We start from the raw sequence: 19,428 nt of genomic DNA on the forward strand, positions 1-19,428 counted from the left end.
ACAGTTAGGGCGGGCCCCTCCTTGTGCTGTCTAGGGGGGTATCCAGCTCGAACGGCGCCGAGCAACGGGGGCGCCGCCAACCCAGTGAGGTACAGACAATGCGTGTGATCCCCGTGGACACCTCGGCCGCGACGCTCCTCGTCACCAAGCTGCCTGAGGTCAAGGTGAGGGACCGACAGACCGGAGAGGTCGCCGTGGACCCGGTGACCAACCAGCGGCTGATGACGCTGGAGCTGGTGTTCATCGCGGCCGGCGGTTCGGACATGATCAAGGTGACCGTTCCCGAGCAGGGCATCGGTGAGAGCCTGGTGATGGGTGCGCCGGTCATCCTGTCCGGCCTGGTGGCCCGGCCGTGGGAGAGCGAGTTCGGCGGGCGTGCCCGGCACGGCATCGCCTACCGGGCGGACGCCGTCATGGTCGGCACTCCGGCGACGGCACAGGGGTGAGAGTCATGACTGACGCCCTGTGGGTTCTGGTGTCGGTACTGCTGGCGGTGGCCGCTCTGGTCGCGGTGCGCAATCGGCTGCCGGTCCTGTTCTGGTGGCTGGTCGGGTATCCGGTCGCCACGCTGCGGGTGCTCACCTCATACCGGGCCACCATGGACGCCTGCGGCCTCACGGTGCCCGCCTCGGCCATGCGCCGGGCCACCGCCCGGATGGTGGGGCGGCAGGCTGCTCCCGTACCGCCTCGCCGGTCGCTGCCGCTGCCGACCGGGTCCGGTCTCGTGATGCGGCTGCGCATGGCGGCCGGACAGGCGCCCGAGGACTTCACCGCCTCGGCCGACCGGCTGCAGCACGCCTGGGGTGCGCACGCCGTGCACGTCCGTCCCACCAAACCGGGGCGGCTGGAGCTGCGGTTGGTCGGCTGGGACGTCCTCGCCGATGTCCGGCCCGCGCGGCGGTGGCTGCGGACCGAACCGCTGTCCCTGTCGCTGGCGCTGCGCGAAGACGGGCACTGGCACGTCCGGGACTTCCGCACCGTGCCGCACGAACTGATCCTCGGCGCGACGCAGTCGGGCAAGTCCGTGTACCTGCGGAATCTGCTGTGCGGGCTGGCCCGGCAACCCGTCGCGCTCGTCGGCATCGACTGCAAGTGGGGTGTGGAACTGGCGCCGTTCGCGCCGCGGTTGTCGGCGCTCGCCGATACGCCAGACCGTGCGAACGATCTTTTGGACGTCCTGGTGGAGGAGATGGAGGCACGGTTCCGCCTGATCGGCGTGGCGGGCGGGACCGGTCCGGACGCCGTCCTCACCTCGGACGTCTGGGGCCTGCCGGAGAAGGTGCGGCCTGTGCCGGTCGTGGTCGTCGTCGACGAGGTCGCCGAACTTTTCCTCGCCGCGAGCAAGGACGACGAGAAGCGGAGAGACGCCATGGTCACCAAGCTCATCCGGCTCGCCCAGCTCGGTCGCGCGGCCGGCATCTACCTGGAGGTGTGCGGGCAACGCTTCGGCGCCGAACTCGGCAAGGGCGCCACCATGCTCCGCGCCCAGCTCACCGGACGGGTCTGCCACCGCGTCAATGACGAGACGTCCGCCAACATGGCGCTCGGCGACATCGCGCCGGAAGCGGCGCTGGCCGCAACCTCCATCCCGGCCGAGCGGCCCGGTGTCGCGGTCGTCGGTGACTCCTCCGGCGGCTGGTCCCGCGTCCGCTCGCCGCACCTCACCCTCGACGACGCGGCGGCCGTCTGCCGCGACACCTCGGGTCTTGTCCCGGAACTGCCCCGACTCGACTCCTTCCGGCCCGTCATCGCCACCGAACCGACCGGGTCGCCCTCGCCCTCTGCCGCGGTGCCTACCACTCGCCCGGTGACCGAGTAACCACGCATCTTCTCCCACGGCCGGCGTGACCGCCTCGCGCCATGCCCCTACCCATCCCATGCCCGAAGCCGGAAGGAAGCCCTGTGCCACGTCCCTCAATCGCCGAGATCAGCGCACTCATCGCCGACCTGGCTGCGCTTCGGCAGAACCGCACCTCCGCCGAGTACGCCACGCTCATGGGCCGTAAGGCGGACCTGCTGGAGCGCATCGCCGACCACACGCCCGGCGACGCCGAGACCGCCGAGGTGGCCCGTCTCGCCCGTGCGCGCGCCGACTCGCCCAAGCCCACCGACTGATCACGCCGGAAGGAGACCGAGCCCCGATGCGTGCTCACCTGGCCCGAGTGGACGCCGTGATCGTCCAAGCCGTCATCGCCGGTGCCCTGTCCTTCTCCCACCTGCACGACCTGGCTGCGGCGGCCGGACAGGACGGCTGGAAGGCATGGGCCTACCCCGTGAGCGTCGACCTGCTCCTGGTCGCCGCCTGGCGCCGGATGCGTCAGCAGCAGCGAGCGGGACAGGCGGCCGGAGGCCCGCAGCTGTGGTTCCTGGTGGCCCTGGCCGCGTCCCTCGGCGCCAATGTCGCCACGGCTGGGCTCCTCAACCTGGAGGACGTACCTGCCTGGCTCCGCGTGACGGTCGCGGGCTGGCCCGCCGTCGCCTTCTTCGGCGGAACGCTGCTGGCCCATGCTGCGCACGTACCGGAAACACCGACGGCTCCGGCCTCCTCCTCGACGGAAGACACCCAAGCCGACCTGTACCTCGCTTCGCCTACCGTCGACCAGCCCGACCGTGAGGCACTCCCGGCATCCACCGACCCCGGACAGGCTCCGGAACCCACGGTCGAACCGGTCGCCACCCAGGCCCCGGTGACCGCTTCCGCCGTCGCCCTGCCGCCCGCCCTCGTCGATCGCATCCGGGCCCTGGCCGACGAACACCGCTCGATCACCGGCCACCCCGCCGACCCCGACGCCATACGAGCCCGACTCGGCCTGCCCCCGTCCATGACCGCATCCGTCGCCGCTCATCTCTGAGAGGAGCACCACCATGCACCGGCGCTTCCGCAACGTCCGCCGTATAGGCCCCGTGAACGTCGCCTCTTACGTCGACCGTGGCAAGAACCGCCACGTCGCCGCCTGCACCGCGCCCCGCTGCGACTTCTCTGCCGAGTACGACAGCCGCGCCGCCGCCGAACTCGCCGCCCGTACCCACCGCTGCTCGGCCTGACAGGAGACCACCGAAGTGGACGTTCCGCTCTGGCTCACCCTGCTCGTCGTCGGCGTCCTCGGCGTCAAGCTCATCCGCCCGCCCTGGTGGCTCATCACCGTCCTGCTCGTCGGCGGCTACCTCCTCGCCGACAGTCTGCTCGCCCCCGTCATCGACGCCGTCCTCAACTGACCCGCGAAGGGAGACCGTTCATGTTCCGACCGAAGGTCCCGACCATGCCGCAGCCCACCGGCCTGGTCGCCCCACCCGCCGTCGTCGCACCGACCACCATCACGCCGGGCGTCCTGGCTCCGCCACCGGCCTCCGTCACCCCGGTCCCGCCCCGCCCGGCCGTCCAGCTCGCTCCCAGCACAGCGCTCGCCCTCATCGGCGGTGGCACCGCCGTGGTCCTGGTCGTCGGCGCCGTTCTGGTCTCCATGCTCCTCGCCGTCGCCGTCACGGCCGCATCCGTGGCCGTGTGCGCAGTCGTCATCCGCTCCCTTCTTCTCAGCCGCCGCTGACTCCTCGGCCTTGCCCGCCCGGCTTACCCACACTGTCTAGTCCCCTCGACAGGGAAGCCGGGCGCTGGCTCTGGACGCCCGCTCCTGCAAGGAGGAACCCGCACATGCCCGCCCCGGCTCCACTCGGAGCCATCCGCCACCTGGCCACCCTCGCCCGGTACGGCAACCTCAGCTCCTACGCCCGACAGATCCAGCGTCTCGGCGGCTGTGAGCGGCCCGTACGGATGGAGGGCCACCGGCTCGACGTCCACGCCGCCACGGGGGAGATCGTCCGAGAGATCACCGACCGTGACCTTCCGGCCGGTCAGCTCCTCATCCGTTGCAACAACCGCCGTGCCACCCGGTGCGCTTCCTGCGCCGAGGTGTACCGCAAGGACACCTTCCACCTGGTCACCGCCGGCCTGAGCGGCGGCAAGGGCATTGGCCCGGCCGTCTCCCGACACCCCCGCGTCTTCGCCACCTTCACCGCCCCGTCCTTCGGTCCCGTCCACAACCGCCCCGGCGGCGGCCGGTGCCGCTGCGGACGCCTCCACGCCGAGGATGATCCCGCTCTCGGCACGCCCCTGGACCCGGACCGCTACGACTACCGCGCGGCCGTCCTGTGGAACGCGCACGCCGGGGCACTCTGGGGCCGGTTCACCACCTACCTGCGCCAGCAGCTCGCCTCCCGCGCGGGCGTCACCCGTTCCGCGCTGCGCCACTGCCTCAAGGTGTCGTACGCCAAAGTTGCCGAGTACCAGCGGCGCGGCGCCGTCCACTTCCACGCCGTCATCCGCCTCGACGGCCCGGACGGCGCCGAGGACACTCCGCCGGCCTGGGCCACCACAGAACTGCTCACCGACGCGATCCGCTCGGCGGCCCGCCTCGCCGAGGCACCCGGCCCCGTCCTCGACGGACCCGCGTACGCCTTCCGCTTCGGCGAACAGCTCGACATCCGCCCCATCCGCTCCGCCGACTTCGCAGGCACCTCGGAGCTCTCCAGCCGGGCCGTAGCCGCGTACATCGCCAAGTACGCCACCAAGGGCGCCGAGACCGCGGGCACCCTCGACCGGCCCATCCGCAACCCGGTCACGGACCTCATCGGCTCCAACGTCACCGACCACGCCCGGCGCATGATCCTCACCTGCTGGCACCTCGGCGCACAGCCTGAGCTCGAAGACCTGCGCCTACGCAAGTGGGCCCACATGCTCGGCTTCCGCGGCCACTTCTCCACCAAATCCCGCGCCTACTCCGTCACCCTCGGCGCCCTCCGCCAGGAACGCGCCGACCACAACGAAGCACTGGCCCGCGCACGCGCGGCCGAGGCCGGCCACCCGCTGCCCGACCCGGACACCGTCCTGGTCCTCTCCCACTGGCGATTCGCCGGCACCGGCCTCACGGACGCAGAAGCCCTCTTTGCGTCCTCGCAGCCCGCTTCCCACGACGCAGAAGGAGAACCCGACCGTGCGCAATGACGAACTGCTCACTGTTGCGGAGGTGATGGCCCGTCTCAGGCTCAGCCGGTCCACGGTGTACGACCTGATCCGTACGCGACGGCTGCCCTCGGTCACCATCGGTCGATGCCGGCGTATCCCGGCCTCCGCCCTGGGCGACTTCATCGCGGAACAGATGGAGCGTGCGGCCTGATGACCAAGCGTCGTAGCCGCGGTGACGGCGGCCTGCACTGGGACGAGAAGCGGCAACGGTGGATCGCCACGGCGAACCTCGGGTTCGATCCGAGCGGAAAGCGGATCGTCAAGCGGGGGAGCGGAAAGACCAAGACGGAGGCGAAGAACAAGCTCAAGGAGGTGTTGCGGGACCACGAGGACGGTCTCGCGATCGCTCCCACCAACTACACGGTCAAGGACGCCGTGACGGACTGGCTCACGTACGGCCTGGTGGGCATCGACCCCAGCACGGCCAAGACATGCGCGATCCTGAGTCAGACGCACGTCATCCCGTCCCTCGGCGCTCGCAAGCTGCGGGACCTGAGCGCCGAAGACGTCGACCGCTGGCTGGCCGCCAAGGCGAAGACACTCAGCACGCGCACGCTCCAGGCGATCCACTCGTGCCTGAACCGTGCGGTCAAGCGGGCCATGGCTCGGGACAAGGTCAAGCGCAACGTCGTCGAGCTGTGCTCAGTGCCCCAGGGGCAACCGGGACGACCGTCCAAGGCGCTCACCTTCGCTCAGGCTGAGGCGGTACTCAAGGGCGCCGAAGGCACCTCGATGTATGCGTACATCGTCGTCGCCCTGCTGACCGGTGCCCGTACCGAGGAGCTGCGGGCGCTCACCTGGGACCACGTTTTCCTGAAGGGCACGCCGGACGCCGATCCGCCGCAGCCTCCGCACATCGCAGTGTGGCGTTCGGTCCGGCGGGGTGGGGACACCAAGACCCGGAAGTCCCGGCGCACCCTCGCTCTGCCGGCGCGCTGCGTCGAAGCGCTCTGGCGACAATTCGAGGATCAGGGCTGGGACCGGCTCGCCGCCGGCGACAAGTGGGAGGAACACGGGCTCGTCTTCTCCTCGGCCGTGGGCAAGCCGCTCGACGCGGCCAACGTCCGCCGCGCCTTCCGCCAGGCCCTCAAGGACGTCGACGGGGTCGACGCCGACGAGTGGACACCCCGGGAGCTCCGGCACAGCTTCGTGTCCCTGCTGTCCGACCGGGGCGTCCCTCTCGAAGAGATCTCCCGGCTCGTCGGCCACTCCGGAACGGCGGTGACCGAGGAGGTCTATCGGAAGCAGATCCGTCCCGTGATCCAGACCGGCGCCGTGGTCATGGACGGGATTTTCGGCACGCAGGATCAGCGGCCGTAGAAACGCGGGAAGCGGTAGTCACGCAGATAGACACGCAGGAAGAAACAGGTGAGGCACCTACTGACTTCAGTAGGTGCCTCACCTGGTGTTTCAGCTGTCGGGGTGGCGGGATTTGAACCCACGACCTCTTCGTCCCGAACGAAGCGCGCTGCCAAGCTGCGCTACACCCCGATGTCGCCGTGTGTCCCGGCGACGTCGTTTACTTTAGCCCACCGGCGCCCGGAGACGAAATCCGATTCCCGGGGGCCCGGAAGCTGGGCTTGATCCGTTCCAGGCCGATCAGGCGAGGGCCGGGGCGTAGAAGAGGGGGCCCGCCCATGACCACGGCGCGGGCGCCAGGACGCCGGCGTAGCCGTGGGTGGCGACGTCGGGAAAGGGGTACGGGCAGCCGGCCGGGGTGCCGGTCATGGAGAAGGCGGCCGCGTCGTCCACGAGCAGCGGGTTGCTCTCGATCGTGAAGGAGCTGAGCGCCCGGCCCGGGCTGCCCGGCGCCGGGTCGATCACGACGCCCGTGACGCCGCCGCCGCTATCAGGACGCGCAGGACGGCGGCGTCCGGACGGCGGACCGGCGGGACGACCGCCGATGCGGGACCATGCGGCGAAGACGGGGCCGTCCTCACCCCACGGGACGGGTGAGCGATCAGTCCCGGGGGGTCAGGGTCAGCAGCGTGGCCTCGGGCGGGCAGGCGAACCGGACGGGGGTGTAGCGGTTGGTGCCGCAGCCCGCCGAGACGTGGAGGTACGCCGTGTTCCCCCCGGCGCGGTGCGTCGACAGGCCCTTCACGCGGTCGGTGTCCAGGTCGCAGTTGGTGACCAGCGCCCCGTAGAAGGGGACGCACAGCTGCCCGCCGTGGGTGTGGCCGGCCAGGATCAGGGGGTAGCCGTCGGCGGTGAACGCGTCCAGGGAGCGCAGGTACGGGGCGTGGACGACGGCCAGCGACAGGTCGGCGTCCGGCTCGGGGCCGCCGGCGACCCGGTCGTACCGGTCCCGCTTGATGTGCGGGTCGTCCAGGCCGGTGAACGCCAGTTCCAGGCCCTCCAGCTTGAGGCGTCCGCGCGTGTTGGTGAGGTTGACCCAGCCCGCCGTGTCGAAGGCGTCGCGGATGTCCTCCCACGGGTTGTGCACGGCTCCCACGGCCGGCGCGTTGCCGTTCAGCCCGTGCCGTCCCTGGGCCTTCTCGATCAGGTAGCGGGCCGGGTTGCGGAGCTTGGGGCCGTAGTAGTCGTTCGAACCGAAGACGTACACGCCGGGGAAGTCCATCAGCGGGCCGAGCGCGTCCAGCAGCTCCGGTACGCCGTTCGGGTCCGAGAGGTTGTCACCGGTGTTCACCACGAAGTCGGGGCGCAGTCCCGCCAGGGACTGGAGCCACGCCCGCTTCTTGCGCTGTCCGCTCACCATGTGGACGTCCGACACCTGGAGCATCCGCAACGGCCGCGTGCCGCTCGGCAGTACGGGGACGGTGATCCGGCGGAGGCGGAACGAGCGGGCCTCGAACCCGGCGGCGTAGGCCAGGCCGGCCGCGCCGACCGCTGCGATTCCTGCGGTGACTTTCAGGGGAACTCCGTATCGCGCGCGCATACCGCCATCGTCCCAGACCGGCCGCGGCGCGGGAAATGCGCGGGCGTGCGGGTCATCGCACCTGCCACACTTGTCCGCATGACCACGCTCAAGTCCAAGCTCCAGGAAGACCTCAACGCCGCGATCAAGGAGCGCGACGAGCTGCGCTCCTCGACCCTCCGGCTGACCCTCTCCGCCATCACCAAGGAGGAGGTCGCGGGCAAGGAGAAGCGCGAGCTCTCCGACGACGAGGTGCAGAAGGTGATCGCCAAGGAGGCGAAGAAGCGCCGCGAGGCGGCCGAGGCGTTCGCGCAGGGCGGCCGTGCCGAGCAGGCCGAGCGTGAGCGGGCCGAGGGCGTCATCCTCGACGCGTACCTGCCGCAGCAGCTCGGCGACGACGAGCTGAGGCAGATCGTCGCCCAGGCGGTCGAGGACGCCAAGGCGGCCGGCGCCGAGGGGCCGCGCGCGATGGGCGCCGTGATGAAGATCGTGAACCCGAAGGTCGCCGGGCGCGCCGAGGGCGGCCGCGTCGCCGCGGCCGTCAAGCAGCAGCTGGCGGGCTGAGACCGCAGGACGGCCGCCCCCTCCGGCCCTGGCCTCCGGGTCGCCGCCCCACGGCACGCGCTTCCGGGTCGCCGCCCCACGGCCCCGCCGCCGCGTCGCCGCCCCGCCCCGCCCCGCCGGCCCCCGGTTCGCCCCGCCGCTCCCGCGCGCACGGGGTACGGGTGCGGGAGCCGGTACGGGGAGTGAGTACGGGCGCGGGCCCGGTGCCCGCTCGCGGAACGCGGACGAACGAAGGGGGCGCCCCACCGGATCACCGGTGGGGCGCCCCCTTCGTTCGCTCAGCGTCGGCCGCCGGTGCCCTGGCCGCCGCGCTGGTCACCGCCGCCGATCAGGTCCGGCGGGAAGGTGATGCCGTCCCAGGGGTTCCCGGGCTTGCCGTCCCCGTCCCCGCCCCCGTCACCGCCGCCGCCACCAGCGGCGTCCCCGCCGCCGTCGCCGCTCCCGCCGCCGGTGGCCCCGGTGCCACCGGTACCGCCAGTGCCGCCGGTAGCGCCGGTGCCGCCGCCGGGCTTGTCGTCGCCCGGCTTGCCCCTGCCCTTCGGGTCCTTCGGCGCGTCGGGGATGCGGACGCTGACGAAGTCCGGCGCCTCGTGACCGTCCAGGGCGCCGGTCATGGCGTCCTTCCAGATCGGCCCCGGCACCTTCCCGCCGAAGACCTTGTCGTGGTACTCGCCGCCGATGGTGATGTACTCCATCTCGACGTCCTGGCTCGGGGAGCCGACCCACACCGCGCCCGACAGGTTCGGCGTGTAGCCCACGAACCAGGCGTTCTTGCGGCCGTCCGTCGTACCGGTCTTGCCCGCGTTGTCGCGGCTGCTGAGGCCCGCCGACTGGCCCGTACCGGAGTCGATCACACCGCGCAGCAGGTTGTTGATGGTGTCGGCCGTCCGCTCCGACATCGCCTTGGTGCACTTCGTCTTCGGCACGGCCAGGCTCTTGCCGTCCGCCGTCGTGATCGACTCGATGGCGGTCGGCGTGCAGTACGTACCCCGGTTGGCGAAGGCCGCGTACGCGGAGGCCATGTTCAGCGGCGAGATGCCGTTGGAGCCGAGGGTAAGGCTGGAGGGGCGCTCGGGCAGCTTCTCGTCATTGCCCATCACCACGTCCAGCTTGTCGGTCATCTCCACGACCGGGCACATGCCGATCTCGCCGATCATCTGCACGAAGTACGTGTTGACCGACATCGCCATCGCGTCCTGGAGGTCGTACGGGCCGACCTCCGACTCGTTCTCGTTCTCCACCATGTCCCCCTGGTTGACCCAGGGCTTCCCGCTGCACGAGGAGACGGACGAGGGGTAGGGCATCCGGTACGGCGACGGGTACACCTGCGTCGGCGGCTTGCCCTGCTCCAGGGCCGCCGCCGCCACGAAGGGCTTGAACGTCGACCCGGTCGGGAAGCCGTAGTTCGAGCCGCCCATGCCCTTGTTGACCGAGTAGTTGATCTGCGTCTCGTTCTTCCCGAAGCCGTACGGCCGGGACTGACCCATCGCCACGATCTTGCCCGTGCCGGGCTGGACCATCGTCACGGCCGTGGCGACCTTGTCGGTCTGGTAGACGTGCTTGGCGATCGACTCCTGCGCCGACTTCTGCGCCTGCGGGTCGAGCGTGGTCTTGATGGTCAGACCGCCGCGGTTCCAGACCTTGCTGCGCTCCTCGCGGCTCTTGCCGAAGACCGGGTCGGTGAGGAAGACCTCGCGTACGTAGTCGCAGAAGAACCCGGCACCGTCGACGGCGGTGATGCAGCCGTTCTTCGGCTTGCTGACCTTCAGCCGGATCGGGGTGGCCCGGGCGCGCTCCGCCTCCACCTCGCTGATGTCGCCGACGGCCGCCATGCGCGTCAGGACGACGTTGCGGCGCTTGGTCGCCTCCTGGACGTCGTTGACGGGGTCGTAGCGGCTCGGCGACTGGACGATGCCGGCCAGCATGGCCGACTCCGCCAGCGTCAGGTCCTTGGCGCGCTTGGAGAAGTACCGCTGCGACGCGGCCTCGATGCCGTACGCCTGCTGCCCGAAGAAGGTGATGTTGAGGTAGTTCTCCAGGATCTTCTTCTTGCCCAGCTCCTCCTCGACCTGGATCGCGTACTTGAGCTCCTGGATCTTGCGGCCGAGGGTCTGCTGGGTGGCCTCGGCGACCTTGTCGGGGTCGTCGCCGGCCTCCTCCACGAAGACGTTCTTCACGTACTGCTGGGTCAGTGTCGAGGCGCCCTGCGCGACCCCGCCCGACTGGGCGTTGCGGTTGAGGGCGCGCAGCACGCCCTTGAGGTCGATGGCCCCGTGCTCGTAGAACCGCGAGTCCTCGATCGCGACGATCGCCTTCTGCATGTACGGCGAGATGTCCTTGAGGTCCACCACCGTGCGGTCACGGGAGTAGACCGTGGCGATCTGGCCACCCTGCGCGTCCAGGATGGTGGTGCGCTGGCTCAGCGGGGGGCGCTTGAGGTTGGCCGGGATCTCGTCGAACCCCTGGACCGTGCCCTTCGCCGCGAGCCCCAGCGCTCCCGCGGCGGGCAGGGCGATGCCCGCCAGTACGGCTCCGGCGAGCACGCTGACACCGACGAACTTGGCGGCCTGCTGGGTCCCGGTCAGACCACCGTCCGAGCGCTTCTTTGGCATGGAGTCAGCCTAATCCGTCGGTGGCCGCGTTCCGCGTGAGCGGGGGCCTTCCGGGAGGTTCGCGTACCAGGTTGTGACATGGGCCGGCGGTGGGCGCGGGGGCGGGGGCGGGGTGGCCGCCCGGGTGGTCCGGCTCGTCCGTGTCGTCTGGGTCATCCGGGTCATCCGGCTCGCCCGGGGAGCCTCCCTCCGCGTTTTCCGGACACGCGTACAGGCCTTGGCCTAAGCTGGTCACAACTGTCACAGCAGTTGCCACCCCCGCACGAACCGCGCGTTCCCGAGCCGCGCAGGTCCCTGTCCGTTTCCTTCTGATGCGTCAGCGCGTGCCCTTTCTGGATCAACCAGAACGCCCTGGCCTGCGTCATTTACGACGCATGTCCTTCGCTCACTCCCCTGGGTGATCTGCCGCCTACGCATAGTCCGTTCGGACCATTCAAGATTGGGCCCGAAGGGGGTGTTGCGCTGTGCCCACCTTCCGTAACGTCCTCAACTGGTGGCGGTGAATATGCCGCTGCCGCCGTGGGGGAGCCTCGATTCGGGAGAGGACGGCGCCGGTATGGGCTGGGTAGCTGACTGGAGTGCGCAGGCCGCCTGCCGCACTACCGATCCGGACGAACTGTTCGTACAAGGTGCGGCGCAGAACAGGGCCAAGGCGGTGTGCACCGGGTGCCCGGTGCGGACCGAGTGCCTGGCCGACGCGCTGGACAACCGCGTCGAATTCGGCGTGTGGGGCGGAATGACGGAGCGCGAGCGCCGCGCGTTGCTGCGGCGGCGGCCGACCGTCACCTCCTGGCGACGCCTGCTGGAGACCGCGCGCACGGAGTACGAGCGGAGCGCGGGCATCCTGCCCGTCGCACTGGACGACGACGAGACGTACGAGACGTACGCCGCGGTGGGGTAGGACCGCCGCGTCGGTCCCGTCGGACGGCCGACGCCTGGACGACCGGAGCACCGACCACCGGAGCACCGGACGACCGACGGCCACGACCGGACGCCTGGCGGTCGGTTACGCCGAGACGGACGCCCGCCGCCACTGACGCCGACGCGTCACCGGCGCCGACGTCACCGGCCCGCGGTGGGTGTCACCGCCATCGGCTCGCACGGTCATGCCCGTACGGCACCGGCGACTTCCGGCCCACGGCTCGGCACCGTACGGCACCGGCGACCGCCGGTCAGTGCCGGCCCGCCGCCAGACGGTCGCCGATCGCGCGCAGGCCCGCCAGGTCGTGCACGTCCCCGGGCAGGGCGGGAACCTCGGCCACCGCCACCTCGGGGTGGAGCGCGGCGAACCGGTCACGCGTGCGCTTTTCCCGCGCGAGCACCTGCATACGCTCGGCGTGCAGCCGCAGCAGACCCGCGGTCAGCTCCGCGACCGCCGGCGGTGCGGTGACGTCGGTGTTGACGACGCTGGTGACGTCCGTGGTGGTAGCGGCGGCGTCGGGGAGTGCCGCCGTGGTGCGGGGTGCCCCGGGCTCGGGAGAGGTCGCCTCGGGGCCACGAACACCAGTCTTCCCGGGCCCCTGATCCACAATGCGGCCCTCTTCAAGATTTTCCGCCGCCGCAAGCGCCCGTTCGGCTGACAGGGCGGCGGCCCCGCTGCCGTGGACCCGGTTGAGCACCAGCCCGGCCAGCGGCATCCGCTCCGCCGCCAGCCGCTCCACGAAGTACGCCGCCTCCCGCAGCGCGTCCCGCTCCGGCGCCGCCACCACCAGGAAGGCCGTGCCCGGGGCCTGGAGGAGCCGGTAGGTGGCGTCCGCCCGCGTACGGAAGCCGCCGAACATGGTGTCCATCGCCGCCACGAAGGTCTGCACGTCCCGCAGCAGCTGACCCCCCAGCAGCTTGCCCAGGGTTCCCGTCATCATCGACATGCCGACGTTCAGGAACTTCATCCCCGCCCGGCCGCCCACCTTCGCCGGCGCCATCAGCAGCTTGATGAACGTGCCGTCCAGGAACGATCCCAGCCGCTTCGGCGCGTCCAGGAAGTCCAGCGCCGAACGCGACGGCGGGGTGTCGACCACGATGAGGTCCCACTCCTCGCGCGACCGCAGCTGCCCCAGCTTCTCCATCGCCATGTACTCCTGCGTGCCCGCGAAGCCGGCCGACAGGGACTGGTAGAAGGGGTTGCCCAGGATCGCGCGGGCCCGCTCGGGGTCCGCGTGCGCCTCGACGATCTCGTCGAAGGTGCGCTTCATGTCCAGCATCATGGCGTGCAGTTCGCCGTCGCCCTCGATGCCGTCCACCCGGCGCGGCACGTTGTCCAGTTGGTCGATGCCCATCGACTGGGCGAGCCGGCGGGCCGGGTCGATGGTCAGGACGACGACCTTCCGGCCCCGTTCGGCGGCGCGCACGCCGAGGGCCGCCGCCGTCGTCGTCTTGCCGACCCCGCCCGCGCCGCAGCACACGACGATGCGCGTCGCCGGGTCGTCGAGCAGCGGGTCGACCTCCAGGCCGGGAACCCCTTCGAGAGTCATGCGCCCACCCCGAGCTTCCTCAGTTCCCTGGCCAGCCGGTAGAGACCGGCGATGTCCGCCCCCTCGCCCAGGAAGGGCAGTTCGTACGTCGGTACCTGGAGCTTCGCCAGCGCCTCCCGCTGCTCCCGCTCCAGCTCCACCCGCTGGGCGTGCTCGGCGGCCTGCTCCAGCAGCGGGCCCACCAGCCGGGCGGAGCCCCCGACGCCGGCCGAGGCGAGCGCCTTCGCGATGCCGTCGCGGTGGTCGCCCCTCGCCGCCCGTACCGCGTCCTCGTCCAGGACGTGCGGTCGGACCATGTTGACCACGACGCCACCCACCGGGAGACCGGCCTCGCGCAGTTCGGCGATGCCGTCCGCGGTCTCCTGGACCGGCATCTCCTCCAGGAGGGTCACCAGGTGGACGGCCGTCTCGGGAGACTTCAGGACCCGCATGACCGCCTGCGCCTGATGGTGTATCGGGCCGATCTTCGCCAGGCCCGCCACCTCGTCGTTGACGTTCAGGAAGCGGGTGATGCGGCCGGTGGGCGGGGCGTCCATGACGACGTGGTCGTAACAGAAGCCCCCGTGCTTCTCCCGGCGGCGTACCGCCTCGCACGCCTTGCCGGTCAGCAGGACGTCCCGCACGCCCGGCGCGATGGTGGTGGCGAAGTCGATGGCGCCGAGCTTCTTGAGGGCACGGCCCGCGGAGCCCAGCTTGTAGAACATCTGGAGGTAGTCCAGAAGGGCGCGTTCGGCGTCGATGGCCAGCGCGTACACCTCCCCGCCGCCCGGAGCGACGGCGATCTTCCGTTCCTCGTACGGCAACGCCTCCGTCTCGAAGAGTTGTGCGATGCCCTGCCTGCCCTCGACCTCCACGAGGAGGGTCCGCTTGCCCTCGGTCGCGAGGGCGAGCGCGAGGGCGGCGGCGACCGTCGTCTTACCGGTTCCGCCCTTGCCGCTGACGACCTGGAGCCTGCTCACGTATTCGAGCCTAACCAGTCGTGTCCGTGGCCGGTCGCCCCCGGGTCGGATCGGGCCGGTGGACGCGGGCGGGTGCCGGCCCGCGCGCGGGTGGGCGGGGGCCGGGCGCGGGGCCCGGCGCCGGGCGCGGACCGGGGCGGGTGCCGGGGCCGGGGCGGGGGACGCCTGGGCGGGAGGCCGTCCCCGGCAGCGGCTAAAGTCGCCTCCATGACCAAGTGGGAATACGCGACCGTGCCCCTTCTCGTGCACGCGACCAAGCAGATTCTGGACACCTGGGGCGAGGACGGCTGGGAGCTCGTCCAGGTCGTTCCCGGGCCGAACAACCCCGAGCAGCTCGTGGCGTACCTGAAGCGGGAGAAGGCGTGACGGGCCGTGTGGAGGCGACGCTCGCCGAACTCGGCCTGACCCTGCCCGACGTGGTGCCGCCGCTGGCGTCGTACCAGCCGGCGGTCCGGTCGGGCGTGTACGTGTACACGGCGGGCCAGCTTCCGATGGTGGACGGCAAGCTCCCCGTCGCCGGCAAGGTGGGCGCCGAGGTCACCCCGGAGGAGGCCAAGAAGCTCGCGCGGATCTGCGCGCTGAACGCGCTGGCCGCCGTGAAGTCGGTCGCCGGGGACCTGGACCGTATCGCCCGCGTCGTGAAGGTCGTCGGCTTCGTCGCCTCGGCGGCGGACTTCACCGGGCAGCCGGCCGTCCTCAACGGTGCCAGCGAGCTGCTGGGCGAGGTGCTCGGCGACAAGGGCGTGCACGCGCGCAGCGCGGTGGGCGTCGCCGTCCTGCCGCTGGACGCGCCGGTCGAGGTCGAGATCCAGGTGGAGCTGGTCCAGGACTGAGCGCACCGCTCGCACCCGGCCCCGTACCCGGCCCCGGTTCCCGGGTGGGTACGGGGCCGTCGCCGTACCCGGCCGGGTGCCGCCGCCGTGCCCACCCGGTGCCGGCGCGTACCCCCACCCGCTGCCGGCGCCGGGAGTCCTCCGGGTCCGGGCCCCGGCCGGCGTCCTCTCGAACATCTCGGCGGATGCGCATAGCATCCGGCCATGTCCAATGGTCAGTGGTATCCCCCGGAGTGGCCCGACCGCATCCGCGCGCTCGCGGGCGGCACGCTCGCGGCCGTGACCCCCAGGCGGGCCGCGACCGTCCTGCTGCTGCGCGACGGTGCCCGTGGTGCCGAGGTGCACATGGTGCGCCGGCGCACGTCCATGGCCTTCGCGGGCGGCGCGTACGCCTATCCGGGTGGCGGCGTCGACCCCCGCGACGAGCACCCGGTGCGCTGGGCGGGCCCGGCGCCCGCCGAGTGGGCGGCCCGGCTCGGGGTCGAGGGGCCCGCCGAGGCGCAGGCGATCGTCTGCGCGGCGGTGCGCGAGACGTACGAGGAGTCCGGCGTCCTGCTCGCCGGCCCGACCGCCGACTCCGTCGTCGCCGACACGAGGGGCGACGACTGGGAGGCCGACCGGGCGGCCCTGGTGGCGCGTGAGGTGGCCTTCGCGGACTTCCTGGAGCGGCGCGGCCTGGTGCTCCGCTCCGACCTGCTGGGCGCCTGGGCACGCTGGATCACCCCGGAGTTCGAGCCGCGCCGCTACGACACCTGGTTCTTCGTGGCCGCCCTCCCCGCCGGGCAGCGCGCGTCGAACGCCTCGACGGAGGCCGACCGCACGGTCTGGGTCCGCCCGGCGGACGCGGCGGCCGGCTACGACCGTGGCGAGCTGCTCATGATGCCGCCGACGATCGCCACGCTGAGGTCGCTGGAGCGGTACCGGACGGCCGCGGAGGCCCTGGAGGGGGCGCCGGACCAGGACCTCGCCCCCGTACTGGCGCAGGCGCGCCTGGAGGGCGACCGGGTGGTGCTGAGCTGGCCGGGGCACGAGGAGTTCACGAAGACGGTCGGCGCGGCCGGCACCGGAGGTGGGGACGCATGACGGACGCAGCCGCCCTGCCGGGGCAGCCGCGCGGAGCCGTGGTCACCGGGCCCGCGACCGAACGGGCCGTCAACGTCCTGGCGCCCAACGCCTCACCGATGACGCTCGACGGGACGAACACCTGGCTCCTCTCGGAGCCGGACTCGCCGCTCGCCGTGGTCGTCGACCCCGGCCCGCTGGACGAGGGGCACCTGAGGCGGGTGATCGACACCGCCGAGAGCCTCGGCAAGCGCGTGGCGCTGACCCTCCTCACGCACGGGCACCCGGACCACGCCGAGGGCGCGGGGCGGTTCGCCGAGCTGACCGGCACCGCCGTGCGGGCCCTGGACCCGGCGCTGCGGCTCGGTGACGAGGGGCTGTCGGCGGGCCGGGCGATCGAGGTCGGGGGCCTGGAGCTGCGCGTCGTCCCGACGCCCGGCCACACCGCCGACTCGCTCAGCTTCCACCTGCCGGCCGACCGCGCGGTGCTGACGGGCGACACCGTCCTGGGGCGCGGTACGACGATGGTGGCGCACCCCGACGGGCGGCTGGGGGACTACCTGGACTCCCTGCGGCGGCTGCGGTCGCTGACGGTCGACGACGGCGTCCACACGGTGCTGCCGGGCCACGGGCCGGTCCTGGAGGACGCGCAGGGGGCGGTCGAGTACTACCTGGCCCACCGCGCCACGCGGCTCGCCCAGGTGGAGACGGCCGTGGAGAACGGTCACCGGACGGCGGCCGAGGTGGTCGCGCACGTGTACGCGGACGTCGACCGGTCCCTGTGGCCGGCGGCCGAGCTGTCGGTGCGGGCGCAGCTGGAGTACCTGTCGGAGCACGGGCTGATCTGAGGACCCGCCCGCGGGGCGCGGGAGAGGCCCGGGCGGGCCGCCCGCCCTTCGGGGGAGGACCCGCCCCCGGGGAGCCGGGCGCCCGGCCGTGGGGCGCCTTGAGGCGGGCGGCGGCGCGGGCCCATGCTTTACGCTCCGCTTACTTCTGCGTTCCGTCCCTGGGGGGATCCTCCGTGTTCGTCGTGTCCATCCTGTTGCTCATCGCCGCCGTGGTGCTGTTCCTCATCGCGCGCGGCTCCGACAATCGCGGTCTCAAGCTCGGCTCGGCCGGCGCGCTGATCGCCGGCCTGTTCGCGGCCGTGGCCAGCTGCGTGCACGTCATCAGCGCGTACGAGGTCGGGGTGCCCGTGACCTTCGGCAAGGTCGGCACGCCCATGAACTCCGGCATGAACCTGACGTCGCCGTTCACCAACGTCACCACCTTCTCCACGCGTCCGGTCGACCTGAACCTCTCCGACAAGGACGTCGTCGAGGTCCGCTCCTCGCAGGGCGGCGTGATGTACACGGAGGTGACCGTGAAGTGGGCCGTCACCCCGGCCAAGGCGGTCGAGCTGTACAAGCTGGCGGGCAGCGAGGAGGCGATCCAGCAGCGGCTGGTCTTCCCGGACAGCCGGGAGATCATCCGTAACGTCTTCGCCCGCCACACCAGCGAGGAGGGTTACGCCTCCGCCCGCGAGAAGATCAACACCGAGATCGGCGACCTCATCAAGGAGCGCCTCGCCCCGCGCGGCATCGCCGTGACGACGGTCAACCTGCGCAACGTGAAGCCGTCCGACCAGCTGCAGAGCCAGATCGACCGCAAGATCCAGCAGCAGCAGGCCACCGAGCGGGCGACCGAGGCCGCGCGTACGGCGAAGGCCGAGTCGGAGCGGCGCCGGATCGAGGCGGAGGGCATCGCCCGGGCCAACAAGATCCTGAACGACTCGCTGACCGACAAGGTCCTGCTGAACCAGTGCATCGACGCCTACAAGGAGGCCGCCGCGAAGAACCCGGTGTACGCGGTGCCGTGCGGCGGGGGCGGCGGCAACCCGCTGATCGTGGACGGCACCAAGAGGTGACATGACGGCGAATGGGCCGCCCCGGTGCTCCGGGGCGGCCCATTCCGTCGTACGGCGGCGGGCGCGGGTGCGGTGTGCCGTACGCCCGCGCACTAGCGCGAGCGCTTGGCCAGCCGCTCGACGTCCAGCAGGATCACGGCGCGCGCCTCCAGGCGCAGCCAGCCACGGCCGGCGAAGTCGGCCAGCGCCTTGTTGACCGTCTCGCGGGAGGCGCCGACGAGCTGGGCCAGCTCCTCCTGGGTCAGGTCGTGCACCACGTGGATGCCCTCCTCCGACTGGACGCCGAAGCGGCGCGACAGGTCGAGGAGCGCACGGGCGACCCGGCCCGGAACGTCGGAGAAGACCAGGTCGGACATCTGGTCGTTGGTCTTGCGCAGGCGGCGGGCGACCGCGCGCAGCAGGGCCGTGGCCACCTCGGGGCGGGCGTTCAGCCAGGGCTGGAGGTCGCCGTGGCCGAGGCCGAGGAGCTTGACCTCGGTCAGGGCGGTGGCGGTGGCGGTACGGGGCCCCGGGTCGAACAGGGAAAGCTCACCGATCAGCTCACCGGGCCCGAGGACGGCGAGCATGTTCTCGCGGCCGTCGGGAGAGGTGCGGTGGAGCTTCACCTTGCCTTCGGTGACCACGTAGAGCCGGTCGCCCGGGTCGCCCTCGTGGAAGAGCGCGTCGCCACGGGCGAGCGTCACTTCACTCATCGAGGCGCGGAGCTCCGCGGCCTGCTCGTCATCGAGCGCCGCGAAGAGCGGGGCGCGCCGCAGAACGTCGTCCACGAGTTCTCTCCTATGTCGACCTGCTCAGGGACGTTGTCCCATGATGCCGGACGGTAAAGCAGTGCGATCAATCACAACAAGTTTGACGCACTGGTACGCGTGTCCGTACGGCAGGGCCCCGATTGGGTCCTGATCGTCGATGGCCGGAGCGGATGTCGGCGGTGGCGCTTAGGCTGGCCGGGTGTCCAATTCGCCGGTGAGAGCGCAGGTCGAGGGGGCCGGGAGAGTGTCCGGGGAGCAGAATTCCGCTGTGGGCGAACAGGGGTCGGCCAAGCTGGCGAATGCCGCAAAAGCGGATGAATCAACGAAGCCGAGCAAGGCTGCCAAAGCGGCCAAGACGGCCAAGACGGCCAAGA

Annotated in this window: 23 protein-coding genes and 1 tRNA gene; 17 read left to right on the plus strand and 7 right to left on the minus strand. The window is 71.6% G+C overall.

Annotated features, from left to right (window positions below; all coding sequences use genetic code 11):
- The first annotated feature begins 98 nt into the window (after positions 1–98).
- The 10 genes from IE109_RS07590 (at position 99) to IE109_RS07635 (ending at position 6,340) form a co-directional block, all read left to right on the plus strand.
- Positions 99–446 (plus strand): SCO3933 family regulatory protein, encoded by a 348-nt coding sequence (locus tag IE109_RS07590; protein ID WP_189549963.1) that lies wholly within the window; start codon positions 99–101, stop codon positions 444–446.
- A gap of 5 nt (positions 447–451) precedes the next feature.
- Positions 452–1,819 carry an FtsK/SpoIIIE domain-containing protein gene (locus tag IE109_RS07595; RefSeq protein ID WP_189549964.1) on the plus strand — a complete coding sequence of 456 codons (1,368 nt, stop codon included), beginning with the start codon at positions 452–454 and terminating at the stop codon, positions 1,817–1,819.
- Positions 1,820–1,902: 83 nt separating this feature from the next.
- On the plus strand, positions 1,903–2,115 hold the full coding sequence (locus IE109_RS07600) for a hypothetical protein (RefSeq protein WP_189549965.1): 213 nt from the start codon (positions 1,903–1,905) through the stop codon (positions 2,113–2,115).
- Between the two features lie 26 nt (positions 2,116–2,141).
- Positions 2,142–2,852, plus strand: coding sequence for a DUF2637 domain-containing protein (locus IE109_RS07605; protein ID WP_189549966.1), 711 nt, complete (start codon positions 2,142–2,144; stop codon positions 2,850–2,852).
- A 13-nt stretch (positions 2,853–2,865) separates the two neighbouring features.
- On the plus strand, positions 2,866–3,045 hold the full coding sequence (locus IE109_RS07610; protein ID WP_189549967.1) for a mobile element transfer protein: 180 nt from the start codon (positions 2,866–2,868) through the stop codon (positions 3,043–3,045).
- Between the two features lie 15 nt (positions 3,046–3,060).
- Positions 3,061–3,216, plus strand: a complete 156-nt coding sequence (locus tag IE109_RS07615; RefSeq protein ID WP_189549968.1) for a hypothetical protein — start codon at positions 3,061–3,063, stop codon at positions 3,214–3,216.
- Between the two features lie 20 nt (positions 3,217–3,236).
- Entirely contained in the window at positions 3,237–3,545 is a 309-nt protein-coding gene (locus IE109_RS07620) for a SpdD-like protein (protein ID WP_189549969.1), read from the plus strand.
- Between the two features lie 104 nt (positions 3,546–3,649).
- A complete protein-coding gene (locus IE109_RS07625; protein WP_189549970.1) occupies positions 3,650–4,999 on the plus strand; it encodes a replication initiator in 1,350 nt (449 codons plus the stop codon).
- Entirely contained in the window at positions 4,989–5,171 is a 183-nt protein-coding gene (locus tag IE109_RS07630; protein ID WP_189549971.1) for a helix-turn-helix domain-containing protein, read from the plus strand. Before IE109_RS07625 ends, IE109_RS07630 begins: the two co-directional genes overlap by 11 nt.
- Positions 5,171–6,340, plus strand: a complete 1,170-nt coding sequence (locus IE109_RS07635) for a site-specific integrase (RefSeq protein WP_189549972.1) — start codon at positions 5,171–5,173, stop codon at positions 6,338–6,340. Before IE109_RS07630 ends, IE109_RS07635 begins: the two co-directional genes overlap by 1 nt.
- Before the next feature lie 97 nt (positions 6,341–6,437).
- Here IE109_RS07635 and IE109_RS07640 read toward each other — a convergent pair.
- The 3 genes from IE109_RS07640 to IE109_RS07650 form a co-directional block, all read right to left on the minus strand.
- Positions 6,438–6,511, minus strand: a tRNA-Pro gene (locus IE109_RS07640).
- A 108-nt stretch (positions 6,512–6,619) separates the two neighbouring features.
- Positions 6,620–6,844 carry a hypothetical protein gene (locus IE109_RS07645; RefSeq protein WP_189549973.1) on the minus strand — a complete coding sequence of 75 codons (225 nt, stop codon included), beginning with the start codon at positions 6,842–6,844 and terminating at the stop codon, positions 6,620–6,622.
- Between the two features lie 136 nt (positions 6,845–6,980).
- A complete protein-coding gene (locus IE109_RS07650) occupies positions 6,981–7,919 on the minus strand; it encodes a metallophosphoesterase (RefSeq protein ID WP_189549974.1) in 939 nt (312 codons plus the stop codon).
- Between the two features lie 78 nt (positions 7,920–7,997).
- Between IE109_RS07650 and IE109_RS07655 the strand changes: the two genes are divergently transcribed.
- Complete coding sequence (locus tag IE109_RS07655) at positions 7,998–8,462, plus strand: GatB/YqeY domain-containing protein (RefSeq protein ID WP_189549975.1); 465 nt, start codon at positions 7,998–8,000, stop codon at positions 8,460–8,462.
- A gap of 278 nt (positions 8,463–8,740) precedes the next feature.
- Here the strand turns inward: IE109_RS07655 and IE109_RS07660 are convergent, their stop codons facing one another.
- Entirely contained in the window at positions 8,741–11,074 is a 2,334-nt protein-coding gene (locus IE109_RS07660; protein ID WP_189549976.1) for a transglycosylase domain-containing protein, read from the minus strand.
- 556 nt (positions 11,075–11,630) lie between these two features.
- Between IE109_RS07660 and IE109_RS07665 the strand changes: the two genes are divergently transcribed.
- Complete coding sequence (locus IE109_RS07665; RefSeq protein WP_058940833.1) at positions 11,631–11,975, plus strand: WhiB family transcriptional regulator; 345 nt, start codon at positions 11,631–11,633, stop codon at positions 11,973–11,975.
- A gap of 271 nt (positions 11,976–12,246) precedes the next feature.
- On the opposite strand, the gene bagB is transcribed toward IE109_RS07665, so the two are convergent.
- Together bagB and bagA are read right to left on the minus strand one after the other, a co-directional pair.
- The gene (gene bagB / locus IE109_RS07670) at positions 12,247–13,545 is read right to left on the minus strand and encodes an ATPase BagB (RefSeq protein WP_189549977.1); all 1,299 of its coding nucleotides are present in this window, start codon (positions 13,543–13,545) and stop codon (positions 12,247–12,249) included.
- On the minus strand, positions 13,542–14,504 hold the full coding sequence (bagA, locus tag IE109_RS07675; protein WP_189549978.1) for an ATPase BagA: 963 nt from the start codon (positions 14,502–14,504) through the stop codon (positions 13,542–13,544). Before bagA ends, bagB begins: the two co-directional genes overlap by 4 nt.
- A 207-nt stretch (positions 14,505–14,711) precedes the next feature.
- On the opposite strand from bagA, the gene sp36 reads away from it, so the two are divergent.
- The 5 genes from sp36 to IE109_RS07700 all read left to right on the plus strand — a co-directional run bounded on the left by sp36 (position 14,712) and on the right by IE109_RS07700 (position 18,305).
- Positions 14,712–14,870: a Sp36 family protein gene (sp36, locus tag IE109_RS07680; RefSeq protein WP_003967454.1), complete on the plus strand. Its 159-nt coding sequence runs from the start codon at positions 14,712–14,714 to the stop codon at positions 14,868–14,870.
- Positions 14,867–15,337 (plus strand): RidA family protein, encoded by a 471-nt coding sequence (locus IE109_RS07685; protein WP_189549979.1) that lies wholly within the window; start codon positions 14,867–14,869, stop codon positions 15,335–15,337. Before sp36 ends, IE109_RS07685 begins: the two co-directional genes overlap by 4 nt.
- A gap of 204 nt (positions 15,338–15,541) precedes the next feature.
- The gene (locus tag IE109_RS07690) at positions 15,542–16,420 is read left to right on the plus strand and encodes an NUDIX hydrolase (RefSeq protein WP_189549980.1); all 879 of its coding nucleotides are present in this window, start codon (positions 15,542–15,544) and stop codon (positions 16,418–16,420) included.
- On the plus strand, positions 16,417–17,247 hold the full coding sequence (locus IE109_RS07695; RefSeq protein ID WP_189549981.1) for an MBL fold metallo-hydrolase: 831 nt from the start codon (positions 16,417–16,419) through the stop codon (positions 17,245–17,247). Before IE109_RS07690 ends, IE109_RS07695 begins: the two co-directional genes overlap by 4 nt.
- A gap of 173 nt (positions 17,248–17,420) precedes the next feature.
- Positions 17,421–18,305 (plus strand): prohibitin family protein, encoded by an 885-nt coding sequence (locus tag IE109_RS07700; RefSeq protein ID WP_189549982.1) that lies wholly within the window; start codon positions 17,421–17,423, stop codon positions 18,303–18,305.
- A gap of 92 nt (positions 18,306–18,397) precedes the next feature.
- Here IE109_RS07700 and IE109_RS07705 read toward each other — a convergent pair whose 3' ends face one another.
- On the minus strand, positions 18,398–19,072 hold the full coding sequence (locus IE109_RS07705) for a Crp/Fnr family transcriptional regulator (RefSeq protein WP_014046869.1): 675 nt from the start codon (positions 19,070–19,072) through the stop codon (positions 18,398–18,400).
- Positions 19,073–19,428 lie beyond the last annotated feature (356 nt).

The sequence above is a fragment of the Streptomyces lavendofoliae genome, assembly GCF_014649735.1.
In the GTDB taxonomy this organism is placed as follows: Bacteria; Actinomycetota; Actinomycetes; order Streptomycetales; family Streptomycetaceae; genus Streptomyces; species Streptomyces lavendofoliae.

Coding starts and splice junctions, on each gene's coding strand:
- IE109_RS07590 (WP_189549963.1), top strand. CDS start 99: ATGCGTGTGATCCCCGTGGACACCTCGGCCGCGACGCTCCTCGTCACC.
- IE109_RS07595 (WP_189549964.1), top strand. CDS start 452: ATGACTGACGCCCTGTGGGTTCTGGTGTCGGTACTGCTGGCGGTGGCC.
- IE109_RS07605 (WP_189549966.1), top strand. CDS start 2,142: ATGCGTGCTCACCTGGCCCGAGTGGACGCCGTGATCGTCCAAGCCGTC.
- IE109_RS07610 (WP_189549967.1), top strand. CDS start 2,866: ATGCACCGGCGCTTCCGCAACGTCCGCCGTATAGGCCCCGTGAACGTC.
- IE109_RS07620 (WP_189549969.1), top strand. CDS start 3,237: ATGTTCCGACCGAAGGTCCCGACCATGCCGCAGCCCACCGGCCTGGTC.
- IE109_RS07625 (WP_189549970.1), top strand. CDS start 3,650: ATGCCCGCCCCGGCTCCACTCGGAGCCATCCGCCACCTGGCCACCCTC.
- IE109_RS07635 (WP_189549972.1), top strand. CDS start 5,171: ATGACCAAGCGTCGTAGCCGCGGTGACGGCGGCCTGCACTGGGACGAG.
- IE109_RS07650 (WP_189549974.1), bottom strand. CDS start 7,919: ATGCGCGCGCGATACGGAGTTCCCCTGAAAGTCACCGCAGGAATCGCA.
- IE109_RS07655 (WP_189549975.1), top strand. CDS start 7,998: ATGACCACGCTCAAGTCCAAGCTCCAGGAAGACCTCAACGCCGCGATC.
- IE109_RS07660 (WP_189549976.1), bottom strand. CDS start 11,074: ATGCCAAAGAAGCGCTCGGACGGTGGTCTGACCGGGACCCAGCAGGCC.
- IE109_RS07665 (WP_058940833.1), top strand. CDS start 11,631: ATGGGCTGGGTAGCTGACTGGAGTGCGCAGGCCGCCTGCCGCACTACC.
- bagB (WP_189549977.1), bottom strand. CDS start 13,545: ATGACTCTCGAAGGGGTTCCCGGCCTGGAGGTCGACCCGCTGCTCGAC.
- sp36 (WP_003967454.1), top strand. CDS start 14,712: ATGACCAAGTGGGAATACGCGACCGTGCCCCTTCTCGTGCACGCGACC.
- IE109_RS07690 (WP_189549980.1), top strand. CDS start 15,542: ATGTCCAATGGTCAGTGGTATCCCCCGGAGTGGCCCGACCGCATCCGC.
- IE109_RS07695 (WP_189549981.1), top strand. CDS start 16,417: ATGACGGACGCAGCCGCCCTGCCGGGGCAGCCGCGCGGAGCCGTGGTC.